Origin of the sequence: Bartonella florencae, from assembly GCF_000312525.1 — a bacterium.
Lineage (GTDB): Bacteria > Pseudomonadota > Alphaproteobacteria > Rhizobiales > Rhizobiaceae > Bartonella > Bartonella florencae.
On the sequence record NZ_HE997454.1, the window covers coordinates 74,750 to 100,403 of the forward strand.

22 protein-coding genes are annotated in these 25,654 nt (G+C 38.9%); 19 read left to right on the forward strand and 3 right to left on the reverse strand.

Annotated features, from left to right (window positions below; all coding sequences use genetic code 11):
- Window positions 1-517: 517 nt before the first annotated feature.
- From tsaB to truB, 16 genes are all read left to right on the forward strand, one after another.
- A complete protein-coding gene (gene tsaB / locus BN202_RS07070) occupies window positions 518-1,222 on the forward strand; it encodes a tRNA (adenosine(37)-N6)-threonylcarbamoyltransferase complex dimerization subunit type 1 TsaB (RefSeq protein WP_019219929.1) in 705 nt (234 codons plus the stop codon).
- Window positions 1,204-1,695 (forward strand): ribosomal protein S18-alanine N-acetyltransferase, encoded by a 492-nt coding sequence (rimI, locus tag BN202_RS07075; RefSeq protein WP_019219930.1) that lies wholly within the window; start codon window positions 1,204-1,206, stop codon window positions 1,693-1,695. Before tsaB ends, rimI begins: the two co-directional genes overlap by 19 nt.
- Window positions 1,696-1,726: 31 nt before the next feature.
- A complete protein-coding gene (miaB, locus tag BN202_RS07080) occupies window positions 1,727-3,103 on the forward strand; it encodes a tRNA (N6-isopentenyl adenosine(37)-C2)-methylthiotransferase MiaB (protein ID WP_019219931.1) in 1,377 nt (458 codons plus the stop codon).
- 111 nt (window positions 3,104-3,214) lie between these two features.
- Complete coding sequence (locus tag BN202_RS07085) at window positions 3,215-4,315, forward strand: PhoH family protein (RefSeq protein WP_019219932.1); 1,101 nt, start codon at window positions 3,215-3,217, stop codon at window positions 4,313-4,315.
- A gap of 12 nt (window positions 4,316-4,327) precedes the next feature.
- Window positions 4,328-4,801, forward strand: coding sequence for an rRNA maturation RNase YbeY (ybeY, locus tag BN202_RS07090; protein ID WP_019219933.1), 474 nt, complete (start codon window positions 4,328-4,330; stop codon window positions 4,799-4,801).
- Between the two features lie 93 nt (window positions 4,802-4,894).
- Window positions 4,895-5,914, forward strand: coding sequence for a hemolysin family protein (locus BN202_RS07095; protein WP_019219934.1), 1,020 nt, complete (start codon window positions 4,895-4,897; stop codon window positions 5,912-5,914).
- Window positions 5,877-7,511, forward strand: coding sequence for an apolipoprotein N-acyltransferase (gene lnt, locus BN202_RS07100; RefSeq protein ID WP_034987757.1), 1,635 nt, complete (start codon window positions 5,877-5,879; stop codon window positions 7,509-7,511). Before BN202_RS07095 ends, lnt begins: the two co-directional genes overlap by 38 nt.
- A gap of 147 nt (window positions 7,512-7,658) precedes the next feature.
- Window positions 7,659-8,069, forward strand: coding sequence for a helix-turn-helix domain-containing protein (locus tag BN202_RS07105; RefSeq protein ID WP_019219936.1), 411 nt, complete (start codon window positions 7,659-7,661; stop codon window positions 8,067-8,069).
- 127 nt (window positions 8,070-8,196) lie between these two features.
- Entirely contained in the window at window positions 8,197-9,465 is a 1,269-nt protein-coding gene (metK, locus tag BN202_RS07110) for a methionine adenosyltransferase (protein WP_034987811.1), read from the forward strand.
- Window positions 9,462-10,163, forward strand: coding sequence for a tRNA (guanine(46)-N(7))-methyltransferase TrmB (locus BN202_RS07115; RefSeq protein WP_019219938.1), 702 nt, complete (start codon window positions 9,462-9,464; stop codon window positions 10,161-10,163). Before metK ends, BN202_RS07115 begins: the two co-directional genes overlap by 4 nt.
- Before the next feature lie 152 nt (window positions 10,164-10,315).
- The gene (rimP, locus tag BN202_RS07120) at window positions 10,316-10,942 is read left to right on the forward strand and encodes a ribosome maturation factor RimP (protein ID WP_019219939.1); all 627 of its coding nucleotides are present in this window, start codon (window positions 10,316-10,318) and stop codon (window positions 10,940-10,942) included.
- A gap of 47 nt (window positions 10,943-10,989) precedes the next feature.
- Window positions 10,990-12,621, forward strand: coding sequence for a transcription termination factor NusA (gene nusA / locus BN202_RS07125; RefSeq protein WP_019219940.1), 1,632 nt, complete (start codon window positions 10,990-10,992; stop codon window positions 12,619-12,621).
- Complete coding sequence (locus BN202_RS07130; RefSeq protein ID WP_019219941.1) at window positions 12,622-13,257, forward strand: RNA-binding protein; 636 nt, start codon at window positions 12,622-12,624, stop codon at window positions 13,255-13,257.
- Window positions 13,254-15,773: a translation initiation factor IF-2 gene (gene infB, locus BN202_RS07135; RefSeq protein ID WP_019219942.1), complete on the forward strand. Its 2,520-nt coding sequence runs from the start codon at window positions 13,254-13,256 to the stop codon at window positions 15,771-15,773. Before BN202_RS07130 ends, infB begins: the two co-directional genes overlap by 4 nt.
- 137 nt (window positions 15,774-15,910) lie before the next feature.
- Window positions 15,911-16,327 (forward strand): 30S ribosome-binding factor RbfA, encoded by a 417-nt coding sequence (gene rbfA, locus BN202_RS07140; protein ID WP_019219943.1) that lies wholly within the window; start codon window positions 15,911-15,913, stop codon window positions 16,325-16,327.
- 72 nt (window positions 16,328-16,399) lie between these two features.
- Complete coding sequence (gene truB / locus BN202_RS07145; protein ID WP_019219945.1) at window positions 16,400-17,290, forward strand: tRNA pseudouridine(55) synthase TruB; 891 nt, start codon at window positions 16,400-16,402, stop codon at window positions 17,288-17,290.
- A gap of 698 nt (window positions 17,291-17,988) precedes the next feature.
- Here truB and BN202_RS07150 read toward each other — a convergent pair.
- A complete protein-coding gene (locus BN202_RS07150) occupies window positions 17,989-19,617 on the reverse strand; it encodes an MFS transporter (RefSeq protein WP_019219946.1) in 1,629 nt (542 codons plus the stop codon).
- Window positions 19,618-19,941: 324 nt separating this feature from the next.
- Between BN202_RS07150 and rpsO the strand changes: the two genes are divergently transcribed.
- The 3 genes from rpsO to BN202_RS07165 all read left to right on the forward strand — a co-directional run bounded on the left by rpsO (window position 19,942) and on the right by BN202_RS07165 (window position 23,729).
- Window positions 19,942-20,211 (forward strand): 30S ribosomal protein S15, encoded by a 270-nt coding sequence (gene rpsO / locus BN202_RS07155; RefSeq protein WP_019219947.1) that lies wholly within the window; start codon window positions 19,942-19,944, stop codon window positions 20,209-20,211.
- 251 nt (window positions 20,212-20,462) lie between these two features.
- The gene (gene pnp / locus BN202_RS07160) at window positions 20,463-22,664 is read left to right on the forward strand and encodes a polyribonucleotide nucleotidyltransferase (RefSeq protein WP_019219948.1); all 2,202 of its coding nucleotides are present in this window, start codon (window positions 20,463-20,465) and stop codon (window positions 22,662-22,664) included.
- Window positions 22,665-22,730: 66 nt separating this feature from the next.
- Complete coding sequence (locus BN202_RS07165; RefSeq protein ID WP_019219949.1) at window positions 22,731-23,729, forward strand: class I SAM-dependent methyltransferase; 999 nt, start codon at window positions 22,731-22,733, stop codon at window positions 23,727-23,729.
- 13 nt (window positions 23,730-23,742) lie between these two features.
- On the opposite strand, the gene hslU is transcribed toward BN202_RS07165, so the two are convergent.
- Window positions 23,743-25,053, reverse strand: a complete 1,311-nt coding sequence (gene hslU, locus BN202_RS07170; protein WP_019219950.1) for an ATP-dependent protease ATPase subunit HslU — start codon at window positions 25,051-25,053, stop codon at window positions 23,743-23,745.
- Window positions 25,054-25,635 carry an ATP-dependent protease subunit HslV gene (hslV, locus tag BN202_RS07175; RefSeq protein ID WP_019219951.1) on the reverse strand — a complete coding sequence of 194 codons (582 nt, stop codon included), beginning with the start codon at window positions 25,633-25,635 and terminating at the stop codon, window positions 25,054-25,056.
- Between the last annotated feature and the right edge of the window lie 19 nt (window positions 25,636-25,654).

Sequence of the window (25,654 nt, forward strand, 5' to 3'; positions counted from 1 at the left end):
CCATTTCTCCTTTAATATCGTAACAAGCTTATAAACTCCTTTAAACAACTTCTTTCTTCGTAAACTATTGCTTGTAGCGGTGTGCCGTGATACCGGAAAGGTAATTTCTCAAAAGTAAGTCCCTTTTTATTTTCTCCCATAAAAATAAAGTTTTTACAAAAAGTATGAAACATGCTCTTATTAGCAAAATAACAAATGTAATATTATGACTTAGCTACTTTCAAATGCATGTTGCTTATTCTGTTGATGCAACGAAATATCGTCAAGATTCAATCAACCCCCATGAAACCTAATAAAAAAAGATATTGCATTTTGCAAAAAAGCTCATTCTGTCTTAATGATTGATCTTCTGTATAGAGATAAAAACATCGTGAAATTTGACTTTCTATAGTAAAATATTGATATCTTTTAGTTTTGCAAATTTTCTAAAATATTGTAAAAATTACTAAACAAATGGAAAAAATTAAAAAATACAGTAGATCTTTTATTTCTCACATCATTCAATTAAAATATTCTTATGCTTATTCTTGCTATAGATACTGCTTCAATTTATTGTGCTGTTGCACTCATTCGCCATAAATCTGTTATTGCGCGTATTAATGAGCGCATGCACAAAGGACATGCTGAAAAACTTATTGGATACATCGCACAGGTAATGAACCAAGCCAATATCATCCTTAATCAAGTTGATCGTATTGCTGTTAATATTGGACCTGGATCGTTCACTGGTGTGCGTGTGGGAGTCTCAACAGCACGCGCTTTGGCATTAGCGCTCGAAATACCAGCTGTTGGGGTGAGCGCTCTTGAAGCGTTAGCATCACAGACAACAATTAATAAAAATACTGCATCAGCAATCACCGTTGTCATTGAAGCAGGAAAAGGCATGTTCTACCATCAAAACTTTAATACAAATCTGACTCCTTTAGGAGCACCAGGATTAAAAACAATTGAAGATATCATCGAAGATTTACCGCAACAAACAAAATTGATTGGTCCTGCAGCTGATATCGTAGCGTTCTATATGGAAAATAATAAGATAAGCAAAAAAATTGTCCTAGACAAAATTCTTTGCGAGGCGGCCGACATTGTAAGCTATGCCTATCTTGCAGCGAATAAACAACCCCAAAGCCCTCCTTGTCCACTTTATTTACGCAATGCTGATGCAAAACAACAAACTGATTTTGCTTTACCACGAAAAAAAGTATGTCCGAATTTTCATTGAAAAAAAATCATTTTGAAATTGCTCCGCTACAAATTGATGATAGTGCTTCTCTTCATCAAATTCATCAGCATTGCTTTGTCCCTGCTTGGGAAAAACAAACCTTTGATAATTTCTTAATAGATCACTCTATTTTCGGATACAAATCCTCCCTCATTGGTCAACCTGAGCAAATTTTAGGCTTTTGCCTCTGCCGCCTTATTCTTGATGAAGCAGAAATTATCACAATTGCTGTTCTTCCTCATTATCGTCAACAAGGAATTGGTACCTTACTTATCGATCAGACAATTCACTATCTTCACGATAAGCACGCTATAAAATTATTCTTGGAAGTAGAATCTACAAATCTTTCTGCTTTAAACCTTTATCAACGCTTTGAATTTCAAAAAATTTCTGAACGTCTGGCCTACTACCCGTCAAAAAATGGTCGCGGTGATGCAATTATCATGCAAAAAACTTTTAAGCAAATAGATTGAGATTTATGTAAAAAACATTTAGACATAGGCTATGAATAAAGTAAATCCTAAAAATACATCTCCTGTTGTTCCTAAAAAGGTTTTTATCAAAACCTATGGGTGTCAAATGAATGTTTATGACAGCCAACGAATGACTGATAGCCTCAGTGCACAAGGTTATGTTACGACACAAACGCCAAACGAGGCAGATCTTATTCTTGTTAATACCTGTCATATTCGTGAAAAAGCAGCAGAGAAACTTTATTCTGATCTTGGTCGCTTGCGGGTGATGCGTCAAGAAAGAGCTCCCGATAAACCCTTGACAGTTGGTGTGACTGGTTGTGTTGCACAAGCTGAGGGAAGTGAAATCTTACGCCGTGCTCCAATAGTGGATCTTGTCATTGGTCCGCAAATGTATCACCGCTTACCAGACTTGTTAGAAAAAGCTAAACAAGGAAAAAAAATTATCGAAACAGACTATGCTGTTGAAGATAAATTTGCTCATTTAGCACCTCATAATAAACGTGCTGTAAGAAAGCGGGGTGTAAGTGCATTTTTAACAGTACAAGAAGGCTGCGATAAATTTTGTACTTTTTGTGTTGTTCCTTACACACGCGGTGCTGAAATATCGCGACCTGTCGAGCAAATTACTGAAGAAGCCCGTCAACTTATTGAAGCGGGAGTCAAAGAAATTACGCTGCTTGGACAAAATGTAAATGGTTGGCATGGGCAAAGTGCAGATGGTAAAACTTGGCGTCTTGGTGATCTTCTCTATCACCTTGCCAAACTGGATGGTTTAAAGCGTCTGCGTTACACAACAAGTCATCCGCGAGATATGGATGAAAGCCTTATTGCCGCCCATAGGGATCTGGACATATTGATGCCTTATCTCCATTTGCCTGTCCAATCTGGTTCGGATCGTATTTTAAAAGCAATGAATCGCCAACATAAAAGTATTCATTATCTTCAGCTTATCGAAAAAATTCGCAACGCACGACCCGATATTGCTTTTTCAGGCGATTTTATTGTAGGATTTCCAGGAGAAACAGACGAAGACTTTGAAGAAACCATTAAACTTATTAAACAAGTGCAATACAGCTCTGCCTATTCTTTTAAATATTCTCCCCGTCCAGGAACAGTGGGGGCTACAATGAAAAATCATGTTGATGAAACTGTAAAAGATGCTAGGCTTCAACATTTACAAGTACTTCTCCTTGAACAACAAAATACTTTTTTGCGTTCTAAAATCGGTCAAACAACCGATGTTCTTATTGAAAAAGCTGGGCGTCACTCAGGACAAATGGTAGGACGCTCGCCTTGGCTTTTACCTGTTGTCGTGGATACAGATGCTTCTACAGGCTGTGTGGTAACAACGCATATTAAAAATGCAAGCTCAAACAGTTTTGTTGGTGAAATAGCAAATGTATAAATATGTCTCAACTCCCTTATTTGCCGCAAAGATTTGAGGAACCTCTTTTATTTTCGAAGAAAATGATTACATCTAGAATTTGTTAAAGAAATTGTATAAATTCACGCGTAGATGGAGAATAGGCTGAAAGATTCAATCGAAAAAGTAAATGCTTGCCCTGAAAATACTCGTATGTTGCGAAAAGCAAGGGTATCAGATGCTCATCAAGTTGTTCTCATTTTTGAAAACAATAAATATGCCAAAACGGTTTTTGGTAAACTTGATGAAAATCTTATCTACATTGAACAAAAACTCAAACTTAACATTCATCCGCGCGGAAATGAGGTCTTAATCCGTGGAAATATTACTGCTGTAAAACAGGCACAATATGTATTGCAACAACTTTATGAACGCGCCAAAACGCACCAAGAGCTCACTTTATCAGATACAGAAGGAGCGATTGCCATGGCAAATTTGCTACAAGAACAGCAAGAAGCCCTCACAACAATACAATCTGCAAAAAAACGTATCCCCGCACGTTTAAATACCCATAAAAAAACAATCCATGCTAGGACACCAACACAAGATGCGTATATACGTGCAATGGAGCATAGTGAACTTGTTTTTTGTGTAGGTCCTGCAGGAACAGGTAAGACATATCTTGCCGTTGCTCATGCTGCTATGCTTCTAGAGCGTGGAATTATTGAACGCATTATCCTCTCACGTCCCGCCGTTGAAGCTGGAGAGCATCTTGGCTTTCTTCCAGGTGATCTGAAGGAAAAAGTCGATCCCTATTTACGTCCTCTTTATGACGCCCTTTATGATATGATCCCTGCCGAAAAAGTAGAGCGCATTTTAGCTTCTGGTGTCATAGAAATTGCTCCTCTTGCTTTTATGCGCGGGCGAACACTTACCCATGCAGCTGTCATTCTTGATGAAGCACAAAATACCACGCCTATGCAAATGAAAATGTTCCTCACCCGTCTTGGAGAAGGAGCACGTATGATCATCACTGGTGATGTAAGCCAAATTGATTTACCGAGCGGACAAAAATCAGGTTTAAGCGAAGCAATACGCATTCTCTCAAACATAGAAAATATTGCAATTATTCGTTTTAATGAAAAAGATGTTGTACGCCATCCTCTTGTTGCTGCTATCGTTCGTGCTTATGATGATGATTCTGCTACACAAATTAAAAAAATGCCATCTTCAAGCACTTCGTCAAAAAAGTGAGCTCAATTTATCATGATTACTATTGATATAACTATTGAGAGCTCTGGATGGGATGATAAACAAGTGCTCTATAATATCACTGAGAAAGCATTGACAACAATAATGCATTATCTTTCATTAGAAGGTGTTGTAAGTGAAATCAGCATGCTTTTTACCGATGACCAACATATGGCACAGATCAATGCGCAATGGCGTGGTAAAAACAAACCCACTAATGTATTGTCCTTTCCCGCTTTTCCAATTAAAGTTGGGCAGATTCCAGGCCCCATGCTTGGTGATATCATTGTTGCCCGAGAAACTATTTTACTTGAAGCAAAGAGAGAGGGAAAATTATTTCAGGATCATTTGACACATATGATTGTTCATGGTGTTCTTCATCTTCTTGGATATGAGCATGAAACCGATGATGAAGCTTACCAAATGGAGAAACTTGAAAAAGAAATTCTTCAAAAACTTTCCATAAAAAATCCCTATAATGAATTTTAAAATGATAAAAACTACCTTTTTAAATTAATATCACCATCATATAATTTAAAATCTCTTATGCCTCTAAAAAGAAAGTTTTAAGATCTCAAAATCATGGCAAACAAAATAAATGCACCAAATAACCCTCAGACATCTTCTCATATTGAAGAACATTCCTCACGACAGGTAAATCATACGGAAAAACCCTCCCTGATAAATCATTTATTTTCATTTTTACGTCGGCGTAATTCTACATCACTGCGCGATGATCTTACCGTTGCTCTTACTACTGACAACAAAAAGGATACTGCCCCCTTCTCTCCTGAAGAACGCACGATGCTGCATAATATCTTACGCTTGCGTGAAGCACGCGTTGATGATGTTATGATTCCACGTTCTGAAATCGAAGCATTGGAAATCAATACTCCACTTGGGGAAGCTCTTAAATGTTTTGCAGAAATTGGTCATTCTCGCGTACCTGTTTACGCTGAAACTCTGGATGATCCACGAGGGATGATCCATATCCGCGATATTCTTAATTATATGACTCACTTTATTATTAACGCATCCCAAGCTGAACAGAAATCTGATTTTCTCCAGCTAAATCATATGCATTTACATACCCCAATTGGTGAATTGGATTTGGTTCGTGCTGTTCTTTTTGTTCCTAGTTCTATGCTCGCAAGCAAATTGTTAACCCGTATGCAAACAACACGAACACAAATGGCTTTGGTTATTGATGAACATGGGGGCACAGACGGTCTTGTTTCAATGGAAGATATTGTCGAATTGGTCGTTGGTGATATAGAAGATGAACATGATCATGTCGACAATGCTATCGTGCGCGAACCCAATAATAAATGGCTTGTTGACGCAAAAACCGAACTAGAAGATGTGGAAAAAGCACTTGGTCCTGATTTTATCGTCGGGGAATATGGTGATGAAGTTGATACCATTGGTGGTTTGATTGTCTCCATTCTTGATCGCATTCCTGCAAAAGGTGAAGTTGTTGAAGCAGTTCCTGGTTATCAATTTCGTATTTTAGAAGCTGATAAACGCAGAATTAAGCGATTGCGTATTTTTCGTATTTCAGAAAATGAGAGTTTTGAGAAAAATGCTCCTTCTGAAAAATAGTCAAACGCTTGTAAATCGTTTCATAGCTTTCTTATCCTCTCTTACCGGTTGGAAACGGCAAATGTGGGTGTTTTTATGTGGTGCGCTTACGTCTTTTGCACTCCCACCTTTTTATTTGACACCTCTGTGTTTTTTAACTTTCCCTGTCTTTATTGTTTTACTTGACACAATAAAGACCACTCAAAACATTAAAAAGCGCTTTTTAACCTACGCTTTTAGCTGTGGAAATTTTGGTTTTAGTTATTTTATTTGTAGTCTTTGGTGGCTATGCAATGCCTTATTTGTAGATCCTGTTTCTTTTGGTTGGGCGGTACCATTTGCCATTTTTGGCCCTCCCCTCTACCTTGCTCTTTATTGGTTTTTTGCTGGATTTCTTGTTGGCTTGTTATGGACCAAAGGGATAGCGCGTTTTTTTATTCTAGCTTTTGCACTAGGACTAGCAGAATTGTTGCGCGCCCTCCTTTTCACAGGCTTTCCATGGAATGCTCTTGGCTATACAGCTATGCCAACCCCTATGCTCATGCAATCTGGTGCAATCGTGGGACTTTACGGAATGAATATTCTTGCTGTCTTAGCCTATAGTTTCCCCACTGTTTTATTAACAGATGAAAAAAAGAAAACCGCACTTTTTCTTTGCTTATCGCTTATACTCATTCACAGTGGTTTTGGATTCTACCGCCTCAATACTGCAGAAAACATCACTGATGGTCAAAAAAATCGTTATTGGGTACGCATTGTTCAACCTTCTATACAGCAAAATATAAAACTGAATGATACAATACGAGAAGCTATATTTGAGGCTCATATGCGTTTGAGTACAACACCAACAGCAGCTCATAATAGAGAGCCTGACTTTATCATATGGCCAGAAGCGTCTATTCCTTATCTTCTCTCTGATAACTCTACAACCACAATGCGCATTGCTTCTCTTCTAAAACCAAAACAATGGGCTATTCTTGGTGCTATACGTGCTCATAATGATCCCCTTAATGAGCAAATACAATATTTTAATACAATTGCCGTAGTTAACAATAAAGGTGATATTTTAAACACTTCTGACAAGCTGCACTTGGTTCCTTTTGGTGAATATCTTCCTTATCAAAATTTTTTGGAAAAAATTGGATTACATATCCTTGCTGATAATATAGGTGGATATAGTGCTGCGGATGTGCGCAAAATTGTCACAATGCCAAATGGATTTTCTTATCTTCCGCTGATTTGTTATGAAGTCATCTTTCCCAATGAAATGACTTTTAAAGGCTCCTCTCCTCAAGCAATCATTAATATTACAAATGATGCATGGTTTGGTATAACACCTGGTCCATATCAACATCTTCAACAAGCACAGCTTCGTGCCGTTGAACTGGGAATTCCCCTCATACGAGCAGCCAATAATGGAATATCGGCTGTTATTGATTCTTATGGGCGAATCGTTGTAGCTCTCCAACAAAATGCTATTGGCATTATTGATTCACCAATTCCATCACCCATTACCCCCATAGGAAGCAATGGATACAGAATATTCTCTACTTTTATCTTATTTATTCTTATGCTATTGTGCCGCATCGGTTTTGGTTCTACAAAACATCTTAAATGATTCAAATGCCCATGTACGGTATTACATTGTGTATGCCGATAATATTGGGAAAAGTGTTACATATTATCTTAATTGTATGATAAACCAACTTTAGAGAAATCTGTTGTTGGTTTAGAAGAAAAGTGCTGGAAATTAAAGAGTTGCATTATGGCCGAGACTAGAAAAAAACCCGATCCTATAGACATCTATGTTGGAACCCGTATTCGTTTGCGTCGTAATATTTTGGGACTTACTCAAGAAAAACTAGGTGAAAAATTAGGTGTCACCTTCCAGCAAATTCAAAAATATGAAAAAGGTACAAACCGTATTGGAGCAAGTCGTCTTCAAGCAATTGCAGAAATTATGGATGTTCCTGTTTCTTATTTTTTTGATAAAGGTCTGCAGACACAGCATGTAGAAGGCTTCGCTGAAAGTGATAATGATTTTATAGATTTTTGCTCCAGCAATGAAGGAATTCAATTGATGCGTGCTTTTACAAATATCTCTGATGCTAAAGTGCGTAGAAAAATTATTGACTTGGCAAAAGCACTTTCTGAAGAAGAACAAGCTATAAAATAAAAATTACGTATTTTCTCTCAGTGATACTTATAAATGAGTATTGACGATTTGCCATGTGCTTGGCAAATAGGAGCAGCTTTAATAGACAATGAATAAACCATTGGTTTTCTTTTTTGAAGGAGTTCCTATGCCGCATCAAGATTATCTTTTTACGAGTGAGTCGGTATCAGAAGGACATCCTGATAAGATTTGCGATCGTATTTCCGATGAAATCGTTGATATGGTCTATAGAGAAGCGCAAAAAACTGGTACAGACCCATGGTTGGTGCGGGTTGCATGTGAGACTCTTGTGAGTGTTAATCGTGTTGTTATTGCTGGTGAAGTACGTGTTCCTGATACACTCTTAAAAAGAGATAAAAATAAAAAATTTATCTACGATGAAACTGGCTGTCCACTTATTAATCCTGCGCGTTTTCGTGCAGTAGCACGTCATGCTATTCGCGCAATTGGTTATGAACAAGCAGGTTTCCATTGGAAAACTGTTAAAATTGATGTTCTTTTACGTCCTCAATCAACAGACATTGCACGCGGTGTTGATAATGCTACAGATCGGCATGGTGAAGAAGGAGCAGGTGATCAGGGCATCATGTTTGGATATGCTTGCCGTGACACACCGGATCTTATGCCTGCTCCCATTTATTATGCACATAAAATTCTCAAACTTCTTGCTGCAGCCCGCCATAAAGGAGAAGAAGAAACCGGAAAATTAGGACCAGATGCCAAAAGCCAAATAACAATACGGTATAAAGATGGAAAGCCCATAGAAGTAACGTCCATTGTTCTTTCAACACAACATTTAGATGAAAATTGGAATTCGGATAAAGTCCGTACAGTGGTTGAACCTTATATTCGTCAAGCTTTACATGATATTCCTATTTCTGCTCAATGTCGTTGGTATATTAACCCAACCGGAAAATTTGTTATCGGTGGTCCTCAAAGCGATGCTGGATTGACAGGGCGTAAAATTATCGTTGACACTTATGGAGGTGCAGCACCTCATGGTGGAGGAGCCTTTTCAGGAAAAGATACAACAAAAGTTGATCGTTCCGCAGCCTATGCTGCGCGCTATCTGGCTAAGAATATTGTTGCAGCTGATTTAGCAGAACGATGTACCATTCAACTCTCCTATGCAATTGGTATTGCGCAACCCTTATCCATTTATCTGAATCTCCACGGAACCGGAAAAGTTGATGAAAAAATTCTTGAAGCAACTATCCGCAAAATAATGGATCTTTCTCCGACTGGCATTCGAAAACATCTTAATCTCAATAAACCTATTTATACAAAAACAGCTGCTTATGGTCATTTTGGGCGTAAACCAAGACCTGATGGTTCGTTTTCATGGGAAAAAACGGATCTCGTTCAAGTGCTTCAAACAATGATTAAAATACCATGAATGACCATAATACGCGCGTAAATAAAGCTTTCTTTGGTCGCCGACAAGGAAAACGGCTACGAGAAAGTCAACTTGCGCGTATAAAAATGCTGCTTCCATCTTTTCATATTGATTTAAATAATCCTGCTCCCCTGAATCTCACATCCTTATTTCCTAGTAAAGTAAGAGAAGTTCGGCTTGAAATTGGTTTTGGTGGTGGTGAACATTTACTGCATGAAATGGAACATTTTCCACAAACTGGTTTTATTGGCATTGAGCCATTTATCAACGGCATGGCAAAAATATTGCTGTCTCTTGAACAGCATAAACAATATCAAAATCAACTTCGCCTTTATGATGATGATGCAACAGCCCTCCTTGATTGGCTTCCAGATACATCACTTGATGGCATAGATCTTTTCTATCCTGATCCGTGGCCTAAAAAGAAACACTGGAAACGACGTTTTATCAATATAAAAAATCTTAACCGTTTTGCTCGTGTTCTTAAAACAGGGAAAAAATTGCGCTTTGCCAGCGATATAGACAGTTATGTAAACTGGACCCTCTATCATTGTGCACAATATAATTTCTTTGAGTGGGAAGCAGAAAATCCTAAGGATTGGAAAATGCCTTATCCACTATGGATAAGTACGCGCTATGAAGCAAAAGCTCTACGTGAGGGACGAACACCTGCCTATCTCACCTTTATTAAGAAATAAATGATGGCCTGCTTTTCTTATAAACAACTTGAAAAATTTTGAATTTAAGAGTATCAGTAGTTGAATTCTTGGTCTTATGATGAAGAGTGGGACATTAGACCCGCTCTTTTTTAATGTCATAAAGCTAATGAAAGATGACTTGGATAAAATGCATGAGCGAAACTGAAAAAATAAACGATCTTGATGAGCCGCGTCTGTTTGAAGAAGATGGCATCGAGGCACGCGTTGGTGTTCTTATCACACCATTGCTTAAGCCTTTAGGTTTTCGTTTGGTTCGCGTAAAACTTCTTGGCTTAAATGGTTTAACACTTCAAATTATGGCAGAACGCGCTGATGGTTCTATGACCGTAGAAGATTGTGAAACTGTTAGTCGAACTGTTTCACCCCTTCTCGATGTGCAAAATGTTATCGAACGCAAATATCATTTAGAAATTTCATCTCCTGGAATTGATCGTCCCTTGGTAAGGAAGTCTGACTTTTTTCATTGGCAAGGGCATCTTGCAAAGATTGAAACCAAAATAACAATTGATGGACGCAGAAAGTTTCGTGGAACTCTTACAAATATCACACAAGATGGATTTACTTTAAACACCGATAAAGCTGCTTATGGAGAAGCGATGTATGTCTCTATTCTCTTTTGTGATATCATAAATGCGCATTTGGTGCTGACAGACGAACTTATTCGCGATGCATTGAAAAAAAATAAAGATTTAAATCAACAATTCATTCCCGAAGATAATCCTCATATCTCAAAGCAGACGCCAGATTACAAAAATTAATATCACTGGGAAATGTCCATTATGTGGCAAAAAGAAGGAGAAAATTGATGGCTACAAGCGCTAACAGGCTTGAAATTCTGCAGATTGCAGATGCTGTTGCACGTGAAAAATCAATTGACCGTGAAATTGTCATTTCTGCGATGGCTGACGCTATTCAGAAAGCAGCACGTTCTCGTTATGGTCAAGAAACCAATATCCGTGCTGAAATCAATTCCAAAACAGGTGAAATTAAATTACAACGCCTACTCAAAATTGTTGATGTTGTTGAAGATTATACAAGTGAAATCACTTTGTCCGATGCACTCAAACGCCAAGCAGATGCAAAAATTGGTGATTTTTTTGCTGATCTCTTACCTCCTATGGATTTTGGGCGTATCGCAGCACAATCTGCTAAACAGGTTATTGTGCAAAAGGTACGCGATGCAGAACGTGACCAACAATATGAAGAGTTTAAAAATAAAATTGGTGAAATTATTTCTGGTACAGTAAAACGTGTAGAATACGGCAATGTTATTGTTGATCTGGGACGGGGCGAAGCTATCGTGCGTCGTGATGAATTAATTCCCCGTGAATCTTTCCGTTATGGAGACCGTATCCGTGCCTTTGTCAATGATGTGCACCGTGAATCACGTGGTCCACAAATTTTTCTTTCACGCACACATCCCCAATTTATGGTGAAGTTGTTTACCATGGAAGTACCAGAAATTTATGATGGTATTATAGAAATTAAATCCGTTGCTCGTGATCCAGGTTCACGTGCTAAAATTGCTGTTGTCTCACGTGATGGTTCCATCGATCCTGTTGGAGCATGTGTAGGAATGCGAGGAAGCCGTGTACAAGCTGTAGTCGCAGAACTACAAGGTGAAAAAATTGATATTATTCCTTGGTCCCCTGATGCAGCAACATTTATCGTCAATGCACTACAACCTGCTGAAGTTTCTAAAGTTGTACTTGATGAAGATGCAGAACGTATTGAAGTCATTGTGCCTGATGACCAACTTAGCCTTGCTATTGGACGACGTGGACAAAATGTTCGTTTAGCCTCCCAATTAACAGGGTGGAATATTGATATCTTAACGGAAAAGGAAGAATCTGAAAATCGTCAGAAAGAATTTACTGAACGCAGTAAATTGTTTATGGAATCCTTAGATGTTGATGAAATGATCGGACAAGTTATGGCTTCAGAAGGTTTTTCTTCTATTGAGGAAATTGCCTATATTGATCTCGAAGAAATAGCTTCTATTAATGGCTTTGATCATGAAACTGCTGGTGAAATCCAAAGCCGTGCACGCGAATATCTCGATCATCAAGAAAAAGAACTTGATGAAAAACGCAGGAAACTCGGTGTTTGTGATGAATTGCGAACACTTCCTGGAATGACAAGTGCTATGTTGGTCGCTGTTGGTGAAGATGGTGTAAAAACAATGGAAGACTTTGCTGGCTATGCAGTGGACGATTTGGCAGGATGGAGAGAACGTAAAGAAGGTCAAATACAAAATTTTTCTGGTGTTTTGACCCCATTTGATATTACACGTGCTGATGCAGAAGCTATGGTTTTAGCAGCACGTGTGCAAGCAGGTTGGATAGACCAAGCTGATCTTGTTACAGAAACCCCTGCAGAGAATGAAAACTCTGTAAAAGATGAAAAAATAGATGATTTGAACGTGGATACACTTTAAATGAATGAACGGACTTGCATTGTGACCAGAAAAAGTGCTTCAGCAGAAACGCTGATCCGCTTTGTCATTGGTCCCAATAATCAAATTGTCCCCGATCTTAAAGCTAATTTGCCAGGACGAGGGGTTTGGGTTTCTGCTCGTCATTCTGTCATTGAGAAAGCAATCAAACAAAAAGCTTTTCAAAGAAGTTTTAAAACAGAGGTTGAAGTTACGCCAAATCTTGCGCATATTGTCGATACACTTTTGTTAAAATCTACTCTTACAAGCCTTTCTATGGCGAGGAAAGCAGGTGCCATTGTTATGGGAGCAACAAAAGTTGATGCTGCTATCCGCTTTGGTCAAGTTATTCTCGTACTTCATGCTAAAGAAACGACAGAAGATGGAAAACGAAAAATTGCACAAGCTATCCATACAGTACAACAACAAACAAATCGGAATATAAAAACTATATCTTTATTTACAAGTGATGAAATGCGGGTGGCTTTTGGCGCTAATCCTGTTATGCATGCAGCCTTATTAGACATTAAAGCTGCCGAAGGGTTTCTCAAAACGATACATAAACTACTCGTCTATCGTGATGAAAAACACAGCAAGTCTGGTGAGATGACGGCCAAAGCCGTGAAGGAAGTACAATGAGTGAAAAGAACAACGACAAAATAACAGTCAAAAGGACACTAACTTTAAAGAAGTCAGTCCTAGAAACGAGTACGGTTAAACAAAATTTTAGCCATGGCCGTACAAAAGCTGTGGTTGTCGAAACCAAACGGCGCAAAATTACGCGTCCTGATGAAAAAGTTGAAATACAACAGCCAATTACAAAACCGCATGTAGCTTCCCAACGCTCTAAACCACGATTTGAGGAAGCTAAACCGAGTAAGCCTGTCGCTAAAAACAATCTATCGTCTGCTGAAATGGAAGCAAGACTTCGTGCATTAGAAGAAGCGCATATCCAAGAAAAAATAATGCGTGAACAAGCCGAAGAAGAAAAACGTGCAAAAGAACGTGAAGAAAGTTTAAAACAGTCAATTCAAGAAACTAAAATACATCAAGAAGAAGAAAATATACTGGAAGAGACGCCGTCTCTTAGCTCTGCGCCCTCCCTTATAGAAGCTATAGATATTCCTATCACGCCTAAAAATACTGCTGTAATTGAAAAACGTAAAGCAGATGAGAATAAAGAAGAAGATCGACATAGTCGACGCGCTAACCCTGCTAAATCAGAAGTACGTGTACCAAAGGTTGTAAAAGGAGCAGATGAGCGACGCCGTGGAAAACTCACTCTCAATAGCGCTCTGGACGAAGAAGGAAATGCACGTGGGCGCTCAATGGCTGCTATGCGACGCAGGCAAGAAAAATTTAAACGCGCACAAAACCAAGAACCAAGAGAAAAAATTTCTCGCGAAGTTGTTCTTCCTGAAACCATTACAATTCAAGAACTTGCACAGCGTATGACGGAACGTTCCGTTGATGTCATTAAATTTCTGATGAAACAGGGACAAATGATGAAACCTGGCGATGTTATTGATGCAGATGTTGCTGAACTTATCGCCGTTGAATTTGGTCACACTGTTAAACGTGTTTTAGAATCTGACGTAGAAGAAGGCATCTTTAATATTGCTGATGATCCTCAAAAAGTGCAGCCGCGTCCACCCGTTGTAACAATTATGGGTCATGTTGACCATGGAAAAACTTCTCTTCTTGATGCTATTCGAAAAGCTAATGTTGTTTCTGGTGAAGCTGGTGGTATTACGCAGCATATCGGTGCTTATCAAGTAGAACAAAACGGTCAAAAGATTACCTTTATTGATACACCAGGACATGCTGCTTTCACGGCTATGCGCGCTCGTGGTGCCCGTGTTACCGATATTGCTGTTCTGGTTGTCGCTGCTGATGATAGTGTCATGCCACAAACAATTGAATCGATAAATCATGCCAAAGCCGCTGGTGTACCTATTATTGTTGCTATCAACAAAATTGATAAACCAGCTGCGAATGCACAGAAAGTGCGTACAGAACTTCTACAGCACGAAGTGTTTGTTGAAACTATGGGTGGTGAAACTTTGGACGTTGAAGTTTCTGCTAAAACTGGCCAACATCTTGATAAACTTCTCGAAGCTATTCTTCTTCAAGCTGAAATTCTTGATCTCAAAGCAGACCCTCAGCGAACCGCAGAGGGTGTTGTTATTGAAGCCAAACTGGATCGGGGACGTGGGTCTGTTGCAACAGTTCTTGTTCAAAAAGGTACATTGCATCCTTCTGATATTATTGTTGCCGGTAATGAGTGGGGACGCGTACGTGCTTTGATTGACGATCATGGTCGTCACGTTAAAGAAGCCGTTCCCTCTACACCTATTGAAATTTTGGGTATGCAAGGAACACCACAAGCTGGTGATCGTTTCGCTGTTGTCACTCATGAAGCAAAAGCACGAGAAATTGCTGAATACCGTCAGCGACTAGCACGTGATAAAGCTGTAGCTCGACAAACTGGTTCTCGTGGTTCTCTTGAACAGATGATGAGTAAATTACAAACCACTGGTGTTAAAGAATTTCCTCTTATCATTAAAGGAGATGTACAGGGGTCAATTGAAGCAATCGCTTCGGCATTAGAAAAACTAGGAAATGAAGAGGTGCGGGCGCGCATTGTCCATTCCGGTGCTGGAGGTATCACTGAGAGTGATATTTCTCTTGCTGAAGCTTCTAACTCGGCTGTGATTGGTTTTAATGTTCGTGCTAATAAACAGGCACGTGATTCTGCTAAAACACAAGGAATTGAAATTCGTTATTATAACATCATCTATGATCTTGTTGATGATATCAAAGCTGCCATGTCAGGGTTGCTCTCACCAGAACAGCGTGAGACTTTCCTTGGTAATGCTGAAATTTTAGAAGTCTTTAACATTACAAAAATCGGAAAAGTTGCAGGTTGTCGCGTTACAGAAGGTAAAATAGAACGGGGAGCTGGTGTTCGCCTTATCCGTGATAATATTGTCATTCATGAAGGAAAACTTAAAACACTCAAACGCTTCAAAGATGAGGTCAATGAAGTGCAAAGTGGTCAGGAATGTGGAATGGCTTTCGAAAACTATGAAGACATACGCGCGGGAGACGTTATTGAAACCTTCCGTATCGAACACATTAACCGCACATTATAAAATAATCCCGTGGAATCCTGTGGCTTTTCTCAATCAAAAAATGAAGAAAGTTATTGGATTTATATGAAACGCCTTTGTTCTTTCTTAATCTTTTAAGATGGTTAAAAGAAGGGATGTTGTAATAAGGATAAGATTTTATGAAAAATGCAGGACCATCACAACGGCAACTCAGAGTAGGAGAACAAGTCCGTCACGCAATAGCCCATATATTGCAGCGCGGTATTCTTCTTGAAGATCTTTTGAAAAATATGGTTATTTCAGTCTCTGAAGTACGCATGTCACCAGATTTAAAAATTGCCACCTGCTTTATTTCTCCTCTCAGTATTGTTGAGAACACATCTCATGTTGATATCGTTGATATCCTCAACAAACACAGCCGTTTTATTCGTAGAGAAATCAGTCATGCGTTACGACAGATGAAATATATGCCTGAACTACGTTTTCGTCTTGATAGTAGTTTTGATAATTTTTCAAGAATTGATGCTCTACTCCGCTTACCTGAGGTAACACGTGATCTTCACCAGAATGATAATGATGATGAAGTTGAGGATTAAAGACATGGCACGGCAACATAAAAAAAAGGCCGTTCTGTTTCTGGCTGGGTCATATTTGATAAACCAAAAGGAATGAGATCGACAGAAGCTGTTTCAAAAATAAAATGGCTCTTTCATGCACAAAAAGCAGGGCATGCGGGTACACTGGACCCTCTTGCTTCTGGTCTCCTCCCAATTGCATTGGGTGAAGCAACTAAGACCGTTCCCTACGTGATGCAAGGCACAAAAACCTACCGTTTTCATATAGCATGGGGAGAAGAACGATCAACAGATGATCTAGAAGGAGAAGTCACCAAGACATCTCTCAAACGCCCGACAAAAGAAGAGATACTCGCTCTTATTCCTCAATATACAGGTGTCATTCTACAAACACCTCCACAATTTTCAGCCATTAAAATTTCTGGTAATCGTGCCTATGATTTAGCCCGTGAAGGTGAGATTGTTGAAATTCCACCGCGTCAAGTAGAAATAGAAACCTTTAAATTAATAGATACCCCTACCAGAGAGTATTCTGTCTTTGAAATAGCTTGCGGAAAGGGAACCTATGTGCGCTCCCTCGCACGCGATATGGGACGTGACCTTAGTTGTTATGGACATATTGCTGATTTAAGACGTATCGCAGTAGCACCGTTTTATGAAAATGATCTCATCACATGGGAAATGTTAAAAGCAGCAGAACTAGATCAAACTGTAACAAATGAAAATGACGCTTCTTCCAAAAGAGATTTTTCAAAACTTGATGCACTTTTAATAGATACAGGAGCTGCACTAGATTGCCTCCCTCATTACACTCTTAGTGAAATTCAAGCACAACGAGTTATGATGGGTATTCCAGTGCCTCTTTGTCATCACAATGCATCTCTTGATGAAGATGAGGCCTGTGTTTTCTACAAAGAGCAACTGCTTGCTATAGGTAGTCTTGACAAAAGTTTGTTTAAACCAAAACGGATTTTCACAATTTAATTTATTCTTTCTTACAACAATCTTTTGCAAAAAAGGATTTTATTGGTCAAAGAAATGCCTTGCTGCCCATTGCTCTGTATTCGCCTTTTTAAAATAGTTCATATCAAAAACTAAATTCGTGACACATTCATATAATTTATTGATTTATAATAAACTAAAATCCTGAATATTGTGGAACTCTCTTATTTGAAACCTATTTACGGTAAATTAATCAAAATTGTTTGTTTGCATTTCACAAACAGAGCGTATGAATAAAAAATACTTCTTATGAACGCCCTCAAATAAAGAGTACTATAATATTGCAGGCTGATAGTATAATAGAGACAGTTGGCACTTTCATGCATAAAGATGTCGATGCTCTATAATTTTTATAGCTAGCATTCATCATTTAATTCTTAAAATTTAAAAATCTGTGTTTGCTGTTTTAAGTCACCTCTTTGATTATTTCGGAGTACATGTACTCCAGTTTTGAGGAAAAGATCTCTGTAGAATAAAGAAACTCAGGCTTGATCTTAAATACTCGTAACCTCTCACTGTTTGTTCAGTAAAAATCTTTACACAAATTACCAACAACATAAAATGTTTTATTCAAAACATTTAAAATTTCCGCTATTCTATTTATATCAATGAATTAATCCATTAAAATAGGTTTGTACATATTTTAATAGTTTAGAAAAACTGTTTTTGTCCTCTCGCCATCAAAGTAATTGATCAGCAGAAGACTTTAAAAGCATCTCATTGGCTTGTGGTATTGTCTGTCGTTCAATCATGCGGTGGACTCTTATACCGTTGGGCGCACGATTTAAGTGACGTAGAAGTTTATTTACCTCTGCATCCGCTTTTGTGCGACGGTGATTATGGCGTAAATAATCAACCCATGTTGGCATATGATATGCTTCTGTCCAATACTGGGGCCTTTCAAGATCGCGTAAGAGAACCCATTGGCGAGCACCATCACGTAAACGAATATGACGACGACGTGTCATGACTTTGAGAAATTCTTCAAGATCATTTTCATGAATTTGATAATCGATCATAATCATAATCGGACCACTCCTTGCTTTTAGATCAAGCAAAAGCTCCGGTTCTCTGAAATGATCAAGCGGATCCAGATCTATCTGGGGAATTTCCTGAATTCTAAATTTTATCCCCGCCAAGGCTCCCAAAACTAAGAAGAGAGAACAAATACTCAGAGCAACTGTTGGAGAATAACCATCAGCTAAAGCTCCCCAAATTGCACTTCCAACAGCCATCCCTCCATATGATGCCGTTTGATAAAGCGCTAAAGCACGTGCCACAACCCAACGTGGTGTAGAAAGCTGTACAGATGTATTAAACAGCGATAATGCTAGAACCCAACATAAGCCTGCAGGAAATAAGGCTATATGGCTTATAATCAGTGAGCGGCTCATTGCTAAACAAAAGCAAGAAACAGCAAAACCAATAAATGCACTTGCAATAATTGTCTCTAAACAAAAATAACTGCGTACAAATGAATTAATCATACCTGCTATCATGGCTCCAAAACCAAAACAACCGAGTAATGTACCGTAAAGAAGCGCATTTCCCCCAAGGATTTTATGCACAACAATTGGCAAAAGCGCCAAAATTGAAATCGCTCCAATACCAAAAAGAAATGCTCTCACCATAATACTGAGAAGATTGGGGGACATCGCAACATAACGCAAACCATCTGAAACAGCTCCTAGAAGTCTTTCTCGCGGCAAAATGTTGTTTTCATAGTTCGGTTTCCAGAAAAATAAAGCACCAATTAAGGGAATGTAACTTATTGCATTAAACAAAAAAGCTGCTGCTGCCCCTAACATTGCAATAATAGCACCACCAATAGCAGGACCTACACTACGCATCAAATTAAAGCCAACACTGTTCAAACTCACAGCAGCAGGAATATTTTCTCTGCTCACAATGTCTCCTATTGTCGCCTGCCAAGAAGGATTATAAAAGGCCGTTCCACAACCAATCAAAAATGTGAAACATAATAACAATAAAGGTGTTAAAAAGCCCATATAGGATAAAATAGCCAAGCTCATGGATATAACCATCATCATAATCTGCGCCCACAACATAATTTGGCGGCGATTAAAGTTGTCAGCTAATGCTCCTGCCATCAGAGAAAACATAACAAGGGGTAATGTTGTAGCACTTTGAACAAGCCCAACCATGGAATGCGAAGAACTAATCAATGCCATTAACCACCCTGCTCCAACAGCTTGTATAAGCCCCCCCAAATTAGAAATCAGAGTAGACAACCACAAATTTCGAAATACCGAATTACGAAAAAGTTCGAATGTTGAAACGCTCTGCATCTTTTGCCTCCAAATCGGTATTTATTGCTTTTGTTATTATACACACACTCTGTAAAGCAGTAATCTTTGTATCAAAAGAATGCATAATCCCTTAAAAACTTTTCCTACCCACCCCTGTTAACAAGCAATATTTCAAAACAAAATCATCTATTTAAAGAAGGTCTTCAAAGTGCTTTTAAGGACTAGCATTTTAACCTCCTTTCCTATATAAATGTCAAGACAGGTGAGAGTCTTCAACTCTTCTTGTTTTTTCACGGACCCTTGCTGAACGACATCTCGGCTATGGGTGGCTTTTGGTGCTTTATTTTTTGAAAGGATAGTACGATGTCGATTACAGCTGAACGTAAACAAGCTCTTATCGCGGAATATGCAAATAAAGTTGGTGATACAGGATCACCAGAAGTGCAGGTTGCTGTACTTTCTGAACGTATTTCTAATTTAACGAACCATTTTAAATCACACAAAAAGGATAATCATTCTCGTCGTGGTCTTTTAAAGATGGTCTCTCAACGCCGTCGCCTTCTTGATTACCTTAAAGGAATTGACCAAAATCGTTATCAAGCACTTATCAAGAAATTAGGTTTGCGTCGCTAGAAAAAATAGATGGGTGATATTTCTACGAAATCCACCCAATTTTTTTAGCTTGCTGTTTTTAGTTAAAAACTAATCAGTAACCATCATGAGGCAGGATTGCTAGTTGCTTTGCGTTTAAATTGCGATTTATTTTTTTCTTTTCGCGAAAAAACAGAAGTGTCTTGTCATCCTGATCATGGTTTTAAAATTTGCTAAGCAAAACTAGAATGTAAGCACTCAAAGATGTGAACACTGGTTATTAAGGATAAAAAATGTTCAAAACGCATAAGATAGAAATTGAATGGGCTGGCCGGCCACTCACCATTGAAACAGGAAAAATAGCGCGTCAAGCTGATGGTGCAGTCATTGCTACTTACGGGGAAACCATTGTCTTAGCAACCGTTGTATCGGCAAAAAATTCAAAACCAGACCAAGATTTTTTTCCGCTTACCGTTAATTATCAAGAAAAATCTTATGCTGTTGGTAGAATACCAGGGGGTTATTTAAAACGTGAAAGCCGACCAACTGAAAATGAAACTTTGATTTCACGTTTGATTGATCGTCCAATTCGTCCGCTTTTTGCTGATGGTTATAAAAATGATACGCAAGTTATTGTTTCTGTTATACAGCATGATCTTGAAAATAATCCTGATGTCCTTGCGATGATTGCAGCTTCTGCCGCATTGACCCTCTCAGGTGTTCCTTTCATGGGGCCTATTGCTGGTGCCCGTGTTGGCTACTGTAATGGACAATATGTTCTCAATCCTCATATCGATGAGATGCCTGAATCAAAACTTGATCTTGTTGTTGCTGGAACGGAAAGTGCTGTGTTGATGGTTGAATCAGAAGCACAAGAGTTGCCGGAAGATATCATGTTGGGTGCCGTTATGTTTGGGCATAAAGGTTTGCAACCTGTTCTTGATGCCATCATAAAGCTTGCTGAAGTTGCCGCAAAAGATCCACGTGAGTTTGTTCCTGAAGATCTTTCTGATCTTGAAAAGGCTATGCTGGAAACTGCTGAACAGGATATTCGAAAGGCTTATACAATTACTGATAAACAAGAGCGTTACGCCGCAATTGATGCTCTTAAAACAGAAATTATCAATACATTTATTCCAGAGACAGAAGAAAACTGTAAATTTAGTGCTGACCAAATTGCTACTGTTTTTAAACAGTTGCAAGCAAAAATTGTTCGCTGGAATATTCTTGATACAGGAAAACGTATTGATGGACGTGACCTTTCAACCGTACGTCCTATCCAATCTGAGGTTGGTATTTTACCACGGACCCATGGTTCTGCACTCTTTACCCGCGGTGAAACACAAGCGATGGTTATAGCAACACTGGGAACTGGTGAAGACGAACAGTATGTGGACTCCTTGACAGGTATGTATAAGGAAACATTTCTCCTCCATTACAATTTTCCACCATTTTCCGTGGGAGAAACAGGACGTCTTGGTTCTCCTGGTCGCCGCGAAATTGGACATGGGAAATTGGCGTGGCGCGCTCTCCATCCCATGTTGCCAACCAAAGAATCCTTTCCTTATACTATTCGCACTGTTTCAGAGATTACGGAATCTAATGGATCCTCTTCCATGGCAACGGTTTGCGGAACTTCACTTGCACTCATGGATGCCGGTGTTCCCCTGCTACGCCCTATCGCAGGCATCGCTATGGGCTTGATTAAAGAAGGGGAGCGCTTTGCTGTGCTGTCTGATATTTTAGGAGATGAAGATCATCTTGGAGATATGGATTTTAAAGTGGCAGGAACGGAAAATGGTATTACTGCCTTGCAAATGGATATCAAAATTGATGGTATTACCGAAGAGATTATGAAAATTGCACTTGAACAAGCTAAAGACGGTCGAATTCATATCCTTCATGAAATGGGCAAAGCTTTAACCAGTGCACGTGCTGAACTCAGCGAATTTTCTCCACGCATTGAAGTGATGAATATTGCTGTTGATAAAATTCGCGATGTGATCGGCTCTGGTGGTAAGGTTATTCGGGAAATCGTTGAACAAACTGGAGCAAAAATCAATATTGAAGATGATGGAACAATTAAAATTGCTTCCGCTGATGCTAAAACCATTGAAGCAGCAAAACGCTGGATTCATTCTATTGTCGATGAGCCTGAAATTGGTGCTATCTACCAAGGAACAGTTGTAAAAACTGCAGAGTTTGGTGCGTTTGTAAATTTCTTTGGTTCACGTGATGGGCTTGTTCATATCTCTCAGCTCGCATCAGCACGCGTCACAAAAACAACAGATGTTGTTAAAGAAGGTGACAAAGTCTGGGTGAAACTCATGGGCTTTGATGAACGTGGTAAAGTTCGCTTATCAATGAAAATTATCAATCAGCAAACCGGTGAAGAAATTACAAGTGATAAGCTAATAAAAGAAGAGCAAGATAAGTGCGTGGATGAAAAAAATAAATCCGAAAATAAGCGCCGTCGTAAGAAAAAAGAAGAGTAATTTTTCCTCTTGTCATACAATGCCATTCTTATATGAAAATGGCATTGTATCTTTGAAAGAGCTAATGTGTTATTGTTTTTACCTTTTGAAAACCATAGCCTTCCTCTTCCCAATCCAAGCCAGTCATGGTTGGGTTTTGGGTTGACTGAAATTCCTGCTTTAGAATGGAGACAAAACTTAAAAATTATAACGCCTTGGCGATCAGATTTTTTAAAATTTGCCAATGCCCAGTTTCACTGTGTACCTCAAATAGATAAAAAGTTCACCTATGATGGTGCGCTTTTGCATTTGAGCAAATATCGTGGTTTTAACCAAAATTATTTCCTTGATTTATTAGAATGTGTAAAGCCTGGTGGATGGATTGTTATTGGTGGAAATAAAACTGTTGGTGCCGCTTCAATGATGAAATGGGTTAAAACATTTATTCCCATCACCGATAAATTATCCAAAAATCACGGACTGGTATTCTGGCTTCAAGTTCCACAGCAAATAGACAGACAGAAGATTGCACAGTTGCGCTCCCCACCGCTCAATTTTGAGAATAAATTTCAAACCTCTTCTGGTATGTTCTCGCATGGTCGTATTGATCCTGGATCTGCTCTACTTGCTTTGCATATGCGAGAAATTATTTCTGGAAAAACTGCTGATTTTGGCGCAGGCTGGGGTTTTCTTTCTTACGCTGCACTTGAGGAAAGCGAAAAACTAACAACTCTTGATCTCTATGAAGCCGATTATAATGCTTTGAGAGCAGCCAAACAGCACCTTAAAGCCATAATAGCTTCTTGTTCGATTCATTTTTATTGGCATGATCTCGTGCATGAACCAATCACAGATTTCTATGATACAATCATTTCAAACCCGCCATTTCACACACAACAAACGACAGATGTCTCATTAGGACAGCTCTTTATTATAAATGCTGCAAAATGCCTCAAACCAGGTGGCAATCTGCTTCTTGTCGCCAACCGCCACCTGCCCTATGAAGCATTGTTAAAAGACATCTTTCATACAGTCTTGATTCATGAAAAAGCCCATGGTTTCAAAGTTATCCAAGCACGCAGATAAAAAAGCGATACCCTTAAAGAATGAAACGTGAGAGATCAATATCAGCCGCAAGATCACCTATTGATTTTCTCACATAAGCAGCGTCAACTTTAAATGATGTACCAGCTTTATCAGGTGCTGTAAAAGAAATTTCATCTAAAACACGTTCCATCACTGTTTGCAAACGACGTGCCCCTATGTTTTCAATCCTTGCATTTAAATCCACCGCAATATCTGCCAAAGCATCAATTGCATCATCGGTAATTTCTAAATGAACCTCTTCCGTTGCCATTAAAGCAATATATTGCTTAATAAGACTAGCTTCAGGTTCGGTGAGAATACGTCGTAAATCTTCTCTTGTAAGAGCATTAAGCTCTACACGAATCGGCAAACGTCCTTGAAGTTCTGGTAATAAATCAGATGGTTTGGAAACATGAAATGCGCCTGACGCAATAAAAAGAATATGATCTGTTTTGATTTGTCCATATTTTGTGGCAATTGTTGTTCCTTCAACCAAAGGTAAAAGATCTCGTTGAACGCCCTCACGGGAAACAGCAACATTTCCCCCACCATCCCTCGTTGCAATTTTATCAATTTCATCTATAAAAACAATTCCATCATTTTCAGTAACACGAAGTGCTTCTTGAATAATTTGATCTTGGTCAAGAAGTTTTTCGGATTCATCATCAATGAGAGGTTTAAAAGCATCCTTTACCGTCGTTTTGCGGACCTTTGTACGACTTCCCATTTTACCAAAAATATCCGACAAATTCATAATTCCCATTTGTGCACCAGGCATACCAGGAATTTCAAAGGTTGAAGAACTATTGCTATTATTATCAGCTACTTCAATTTCAATCTCTTTTTCATCCAATTCACCTTCGCGTAATTTTTTGCGAAAACTATCACGGGTAGCAGGGCTTGCTGTCTTGCCAACAAGAGCATCTAAAACGCGCTCTTCAGCATTTATGTGAGCCTTTACTTTAACTTCATCTCGTTTTTTTTCACGCACAAGAGAAATGGCAATTTCAACAAGATCACGAATAATTTGCTCAACATCGCGTCCCACATAACCAACTTCAGTAAATTTAGTCGCTTCTACTTTAACAAAAGGTGCTCCAGCAAGTTTTGCTAATCGTCGCGCTATACCGGTTTTACCAACACCTGTTGGGCCTATCATCAAAATATTTTTTGGCATAACCTCTTCACGCATTGGACCATCAAGCTGTTGTCTACGCCAGCGATTACGCAGTGCAATAGCCACAGAACGCTTGGCATCATTTTGGCCAATAATAAAACGATCAAGTTCAGAAACAGTCTCACGAGGGGAAAATACAATACACATTCAAATAGCTTTCTCTAAAGAAGATAATTCTGCATCCAATGTTTCAATTGTAAAATGATCATTGGTGTAAACACAAATTTTAGCGGCAATATCCATAGCTTTCCTAGCAATAGTTTCGGCATCCAAGTCCATATCTATGAGCGCCTGCGCAGCTGAAAGAGCAAAATTGCCTCCAGAACCAATTGCCATAACCCCATTTTCTGGCTCTAAAACATCACCAAGCCCTGTTAAAGCTAAAGTTACTTTTTTATCAGCTACAAGCATCATTGCTTCTAGACGACGCAAATAGCGATCTGTTCGCCAATCTTTTGCAAGCTCTACGCAAGCACGCATAAGTTGATCAGGATATTGCTCAAGCTTCGTTTCTAATCTTTCCAGCAAAGTAAAGGCATCTGCTGTAGCTCCTGCAAAACCAGCAATAACTGCTCCACCCTTCCCAAGGCGACGGACTTTTCGTGCATTGCCTTTCATAATCGTCTGCCCCAGTGAAACCTGACCATCACCAGCTATCACGACTTTACCACCTTTTCGTACAGTAATAATAGTGGTACCATACATTATGTTTGGCTTATGTTCTGCCATAAGGAGACTCCTTGAATAT

Bases quoted from the DNA above. Each gene is read 5' to 3' on its own strand.
- tsaB (WP_019219929.1), top strand. From the start codon at position 518: ATGCTTATTCTTGCTATAGATACTGCTTCAATTTATTGTGCTGTTGCA.
- rimI (WP_019219930.1), top strand. From the start codon at position 1,204: ATGTCCGAATTTTCATTGAAAAAAAATCATTTTGAAATTGCTCCGCTA.
- miaB (WP_019219931.1), top strand. From the start codon at position 1,727: ATGAATAAAGTAAATCCTAAAAATACATCTCCTGTTGTTCCTAAAAAG.
- BN202_RS07085 (WP_019219932.1), top strand. From the start codon at position 3,215: ATGGAGAATAGGCTGAAAGATTCAATCGAAAAAGTAAATGCTTGCCCT.
- ybeY (WP_019219933.1), top strand. From the start codon at position 4,328: ATGATTACTATTGATATAACTATTGAGAGCTCTGGATGGGATGATAAA.
- BN202_RS07095 (WP_019219934.1), top strand. From the start codon at position 4,895: ATGGCAAACAAAATAAATGCACCAAATAACCCTCAGACATCTTCTCAT.
- lnt (WP_034987757.1), top strand. From the start codon at position 5,877: ATGAGAGTTTTGAGAAAAATGCTCCTTCTGAAAAATAGTCAAACGCTT.
- BN202_RS07105 (WP_019219936.1), top strand. From the start codon at position 7,659: ATGGCCGAGACTAGAAAAAAACCCGATCCTATAGACATCTATGTTGGA.
- metK (WP_034987811.1), top strand. From the start codon at position 8,197: ATGCCGCATCAAGATTATCTTTTTACGAGTGAGTCGGTATCAGAAGGA.
- BN202_RS07115 (WP_019219938.1), top strand. From the start codon at position 9,462: ATGAATGACCATAATACGCGCGTAAATAAAGCTTTCTTTGGTCGCCGA.
- rimP (WP_019219939.1), top strand. From the start codon at position 10,316: ATGAGCGAAACTGAAAAAATAAACGATCTTGATGAGCCGCGTCTGTTT.
- nusA (WP_019219940.1), top strand. From the start codon at position 10,990: ATGGCTACAAGCGCTAACAGGCTTGAAATTCTGCAGATTGCAGATGCT.
- BN202_RS07130 (WP_019219941.1), top strand. From the start codon at position 12,622: ATGAATGAACGGACTTGCATTGTGACCAGAAAAAGTGCTTCAGCAGAA.
- infB (WP_019219942.1), top strand. From the start codon at position 13,254: ATGAGTGAAAAGAACAACGACAAAATAACAGTCAAAAGGACACTAACT.
- rbfA (WP_019219943.1), top strand. From the start codon at position 15,911: ATGAAAAATGCAGGACCATCACAACGGCAACTCAGAGTAGGAGAACAA.
- truB (WP_019219945.1), top strand. From the start codon at position 16,400: ATGAGATCGACAGAAGCTGTTTCAAAAATAAAATGGCTCTTTCATGCA.
- BN202_RS07150 (WP_019219946.1), bottom strand. From the start codon at position 19,617: ATGCAGAGCGTTTCAACATTCGAACTTTTTCGTAATTCGGTATTTCGA.
- rpsO (WP_019219947.1), top strand. From the start codon at position 19,942: ATGTCGATTACAGCTGAACGTAAACAAGCTCTTATCGCGGAATATGCA.
- pnp (WP_019219948.1), top strand. From the start codon at position 20,463: ATGTTCAAAACGCATAAGATAGAAATTGAATGGGCTGGCCGGCCACTC.
- hslU (WP_019219950.1), bottom strand. From the start codon at position 25,053: ATGTGTATTGTATTTTCCCCTCGTGAGACTGTTTCTGAACTTGATCGT.
- hslV (WP_019219951.1), bottom strand. From the start codon at position 25,635: ATGGCAGAACATAAGCCAAACATAATGTATGGTACCACTATTATTACT.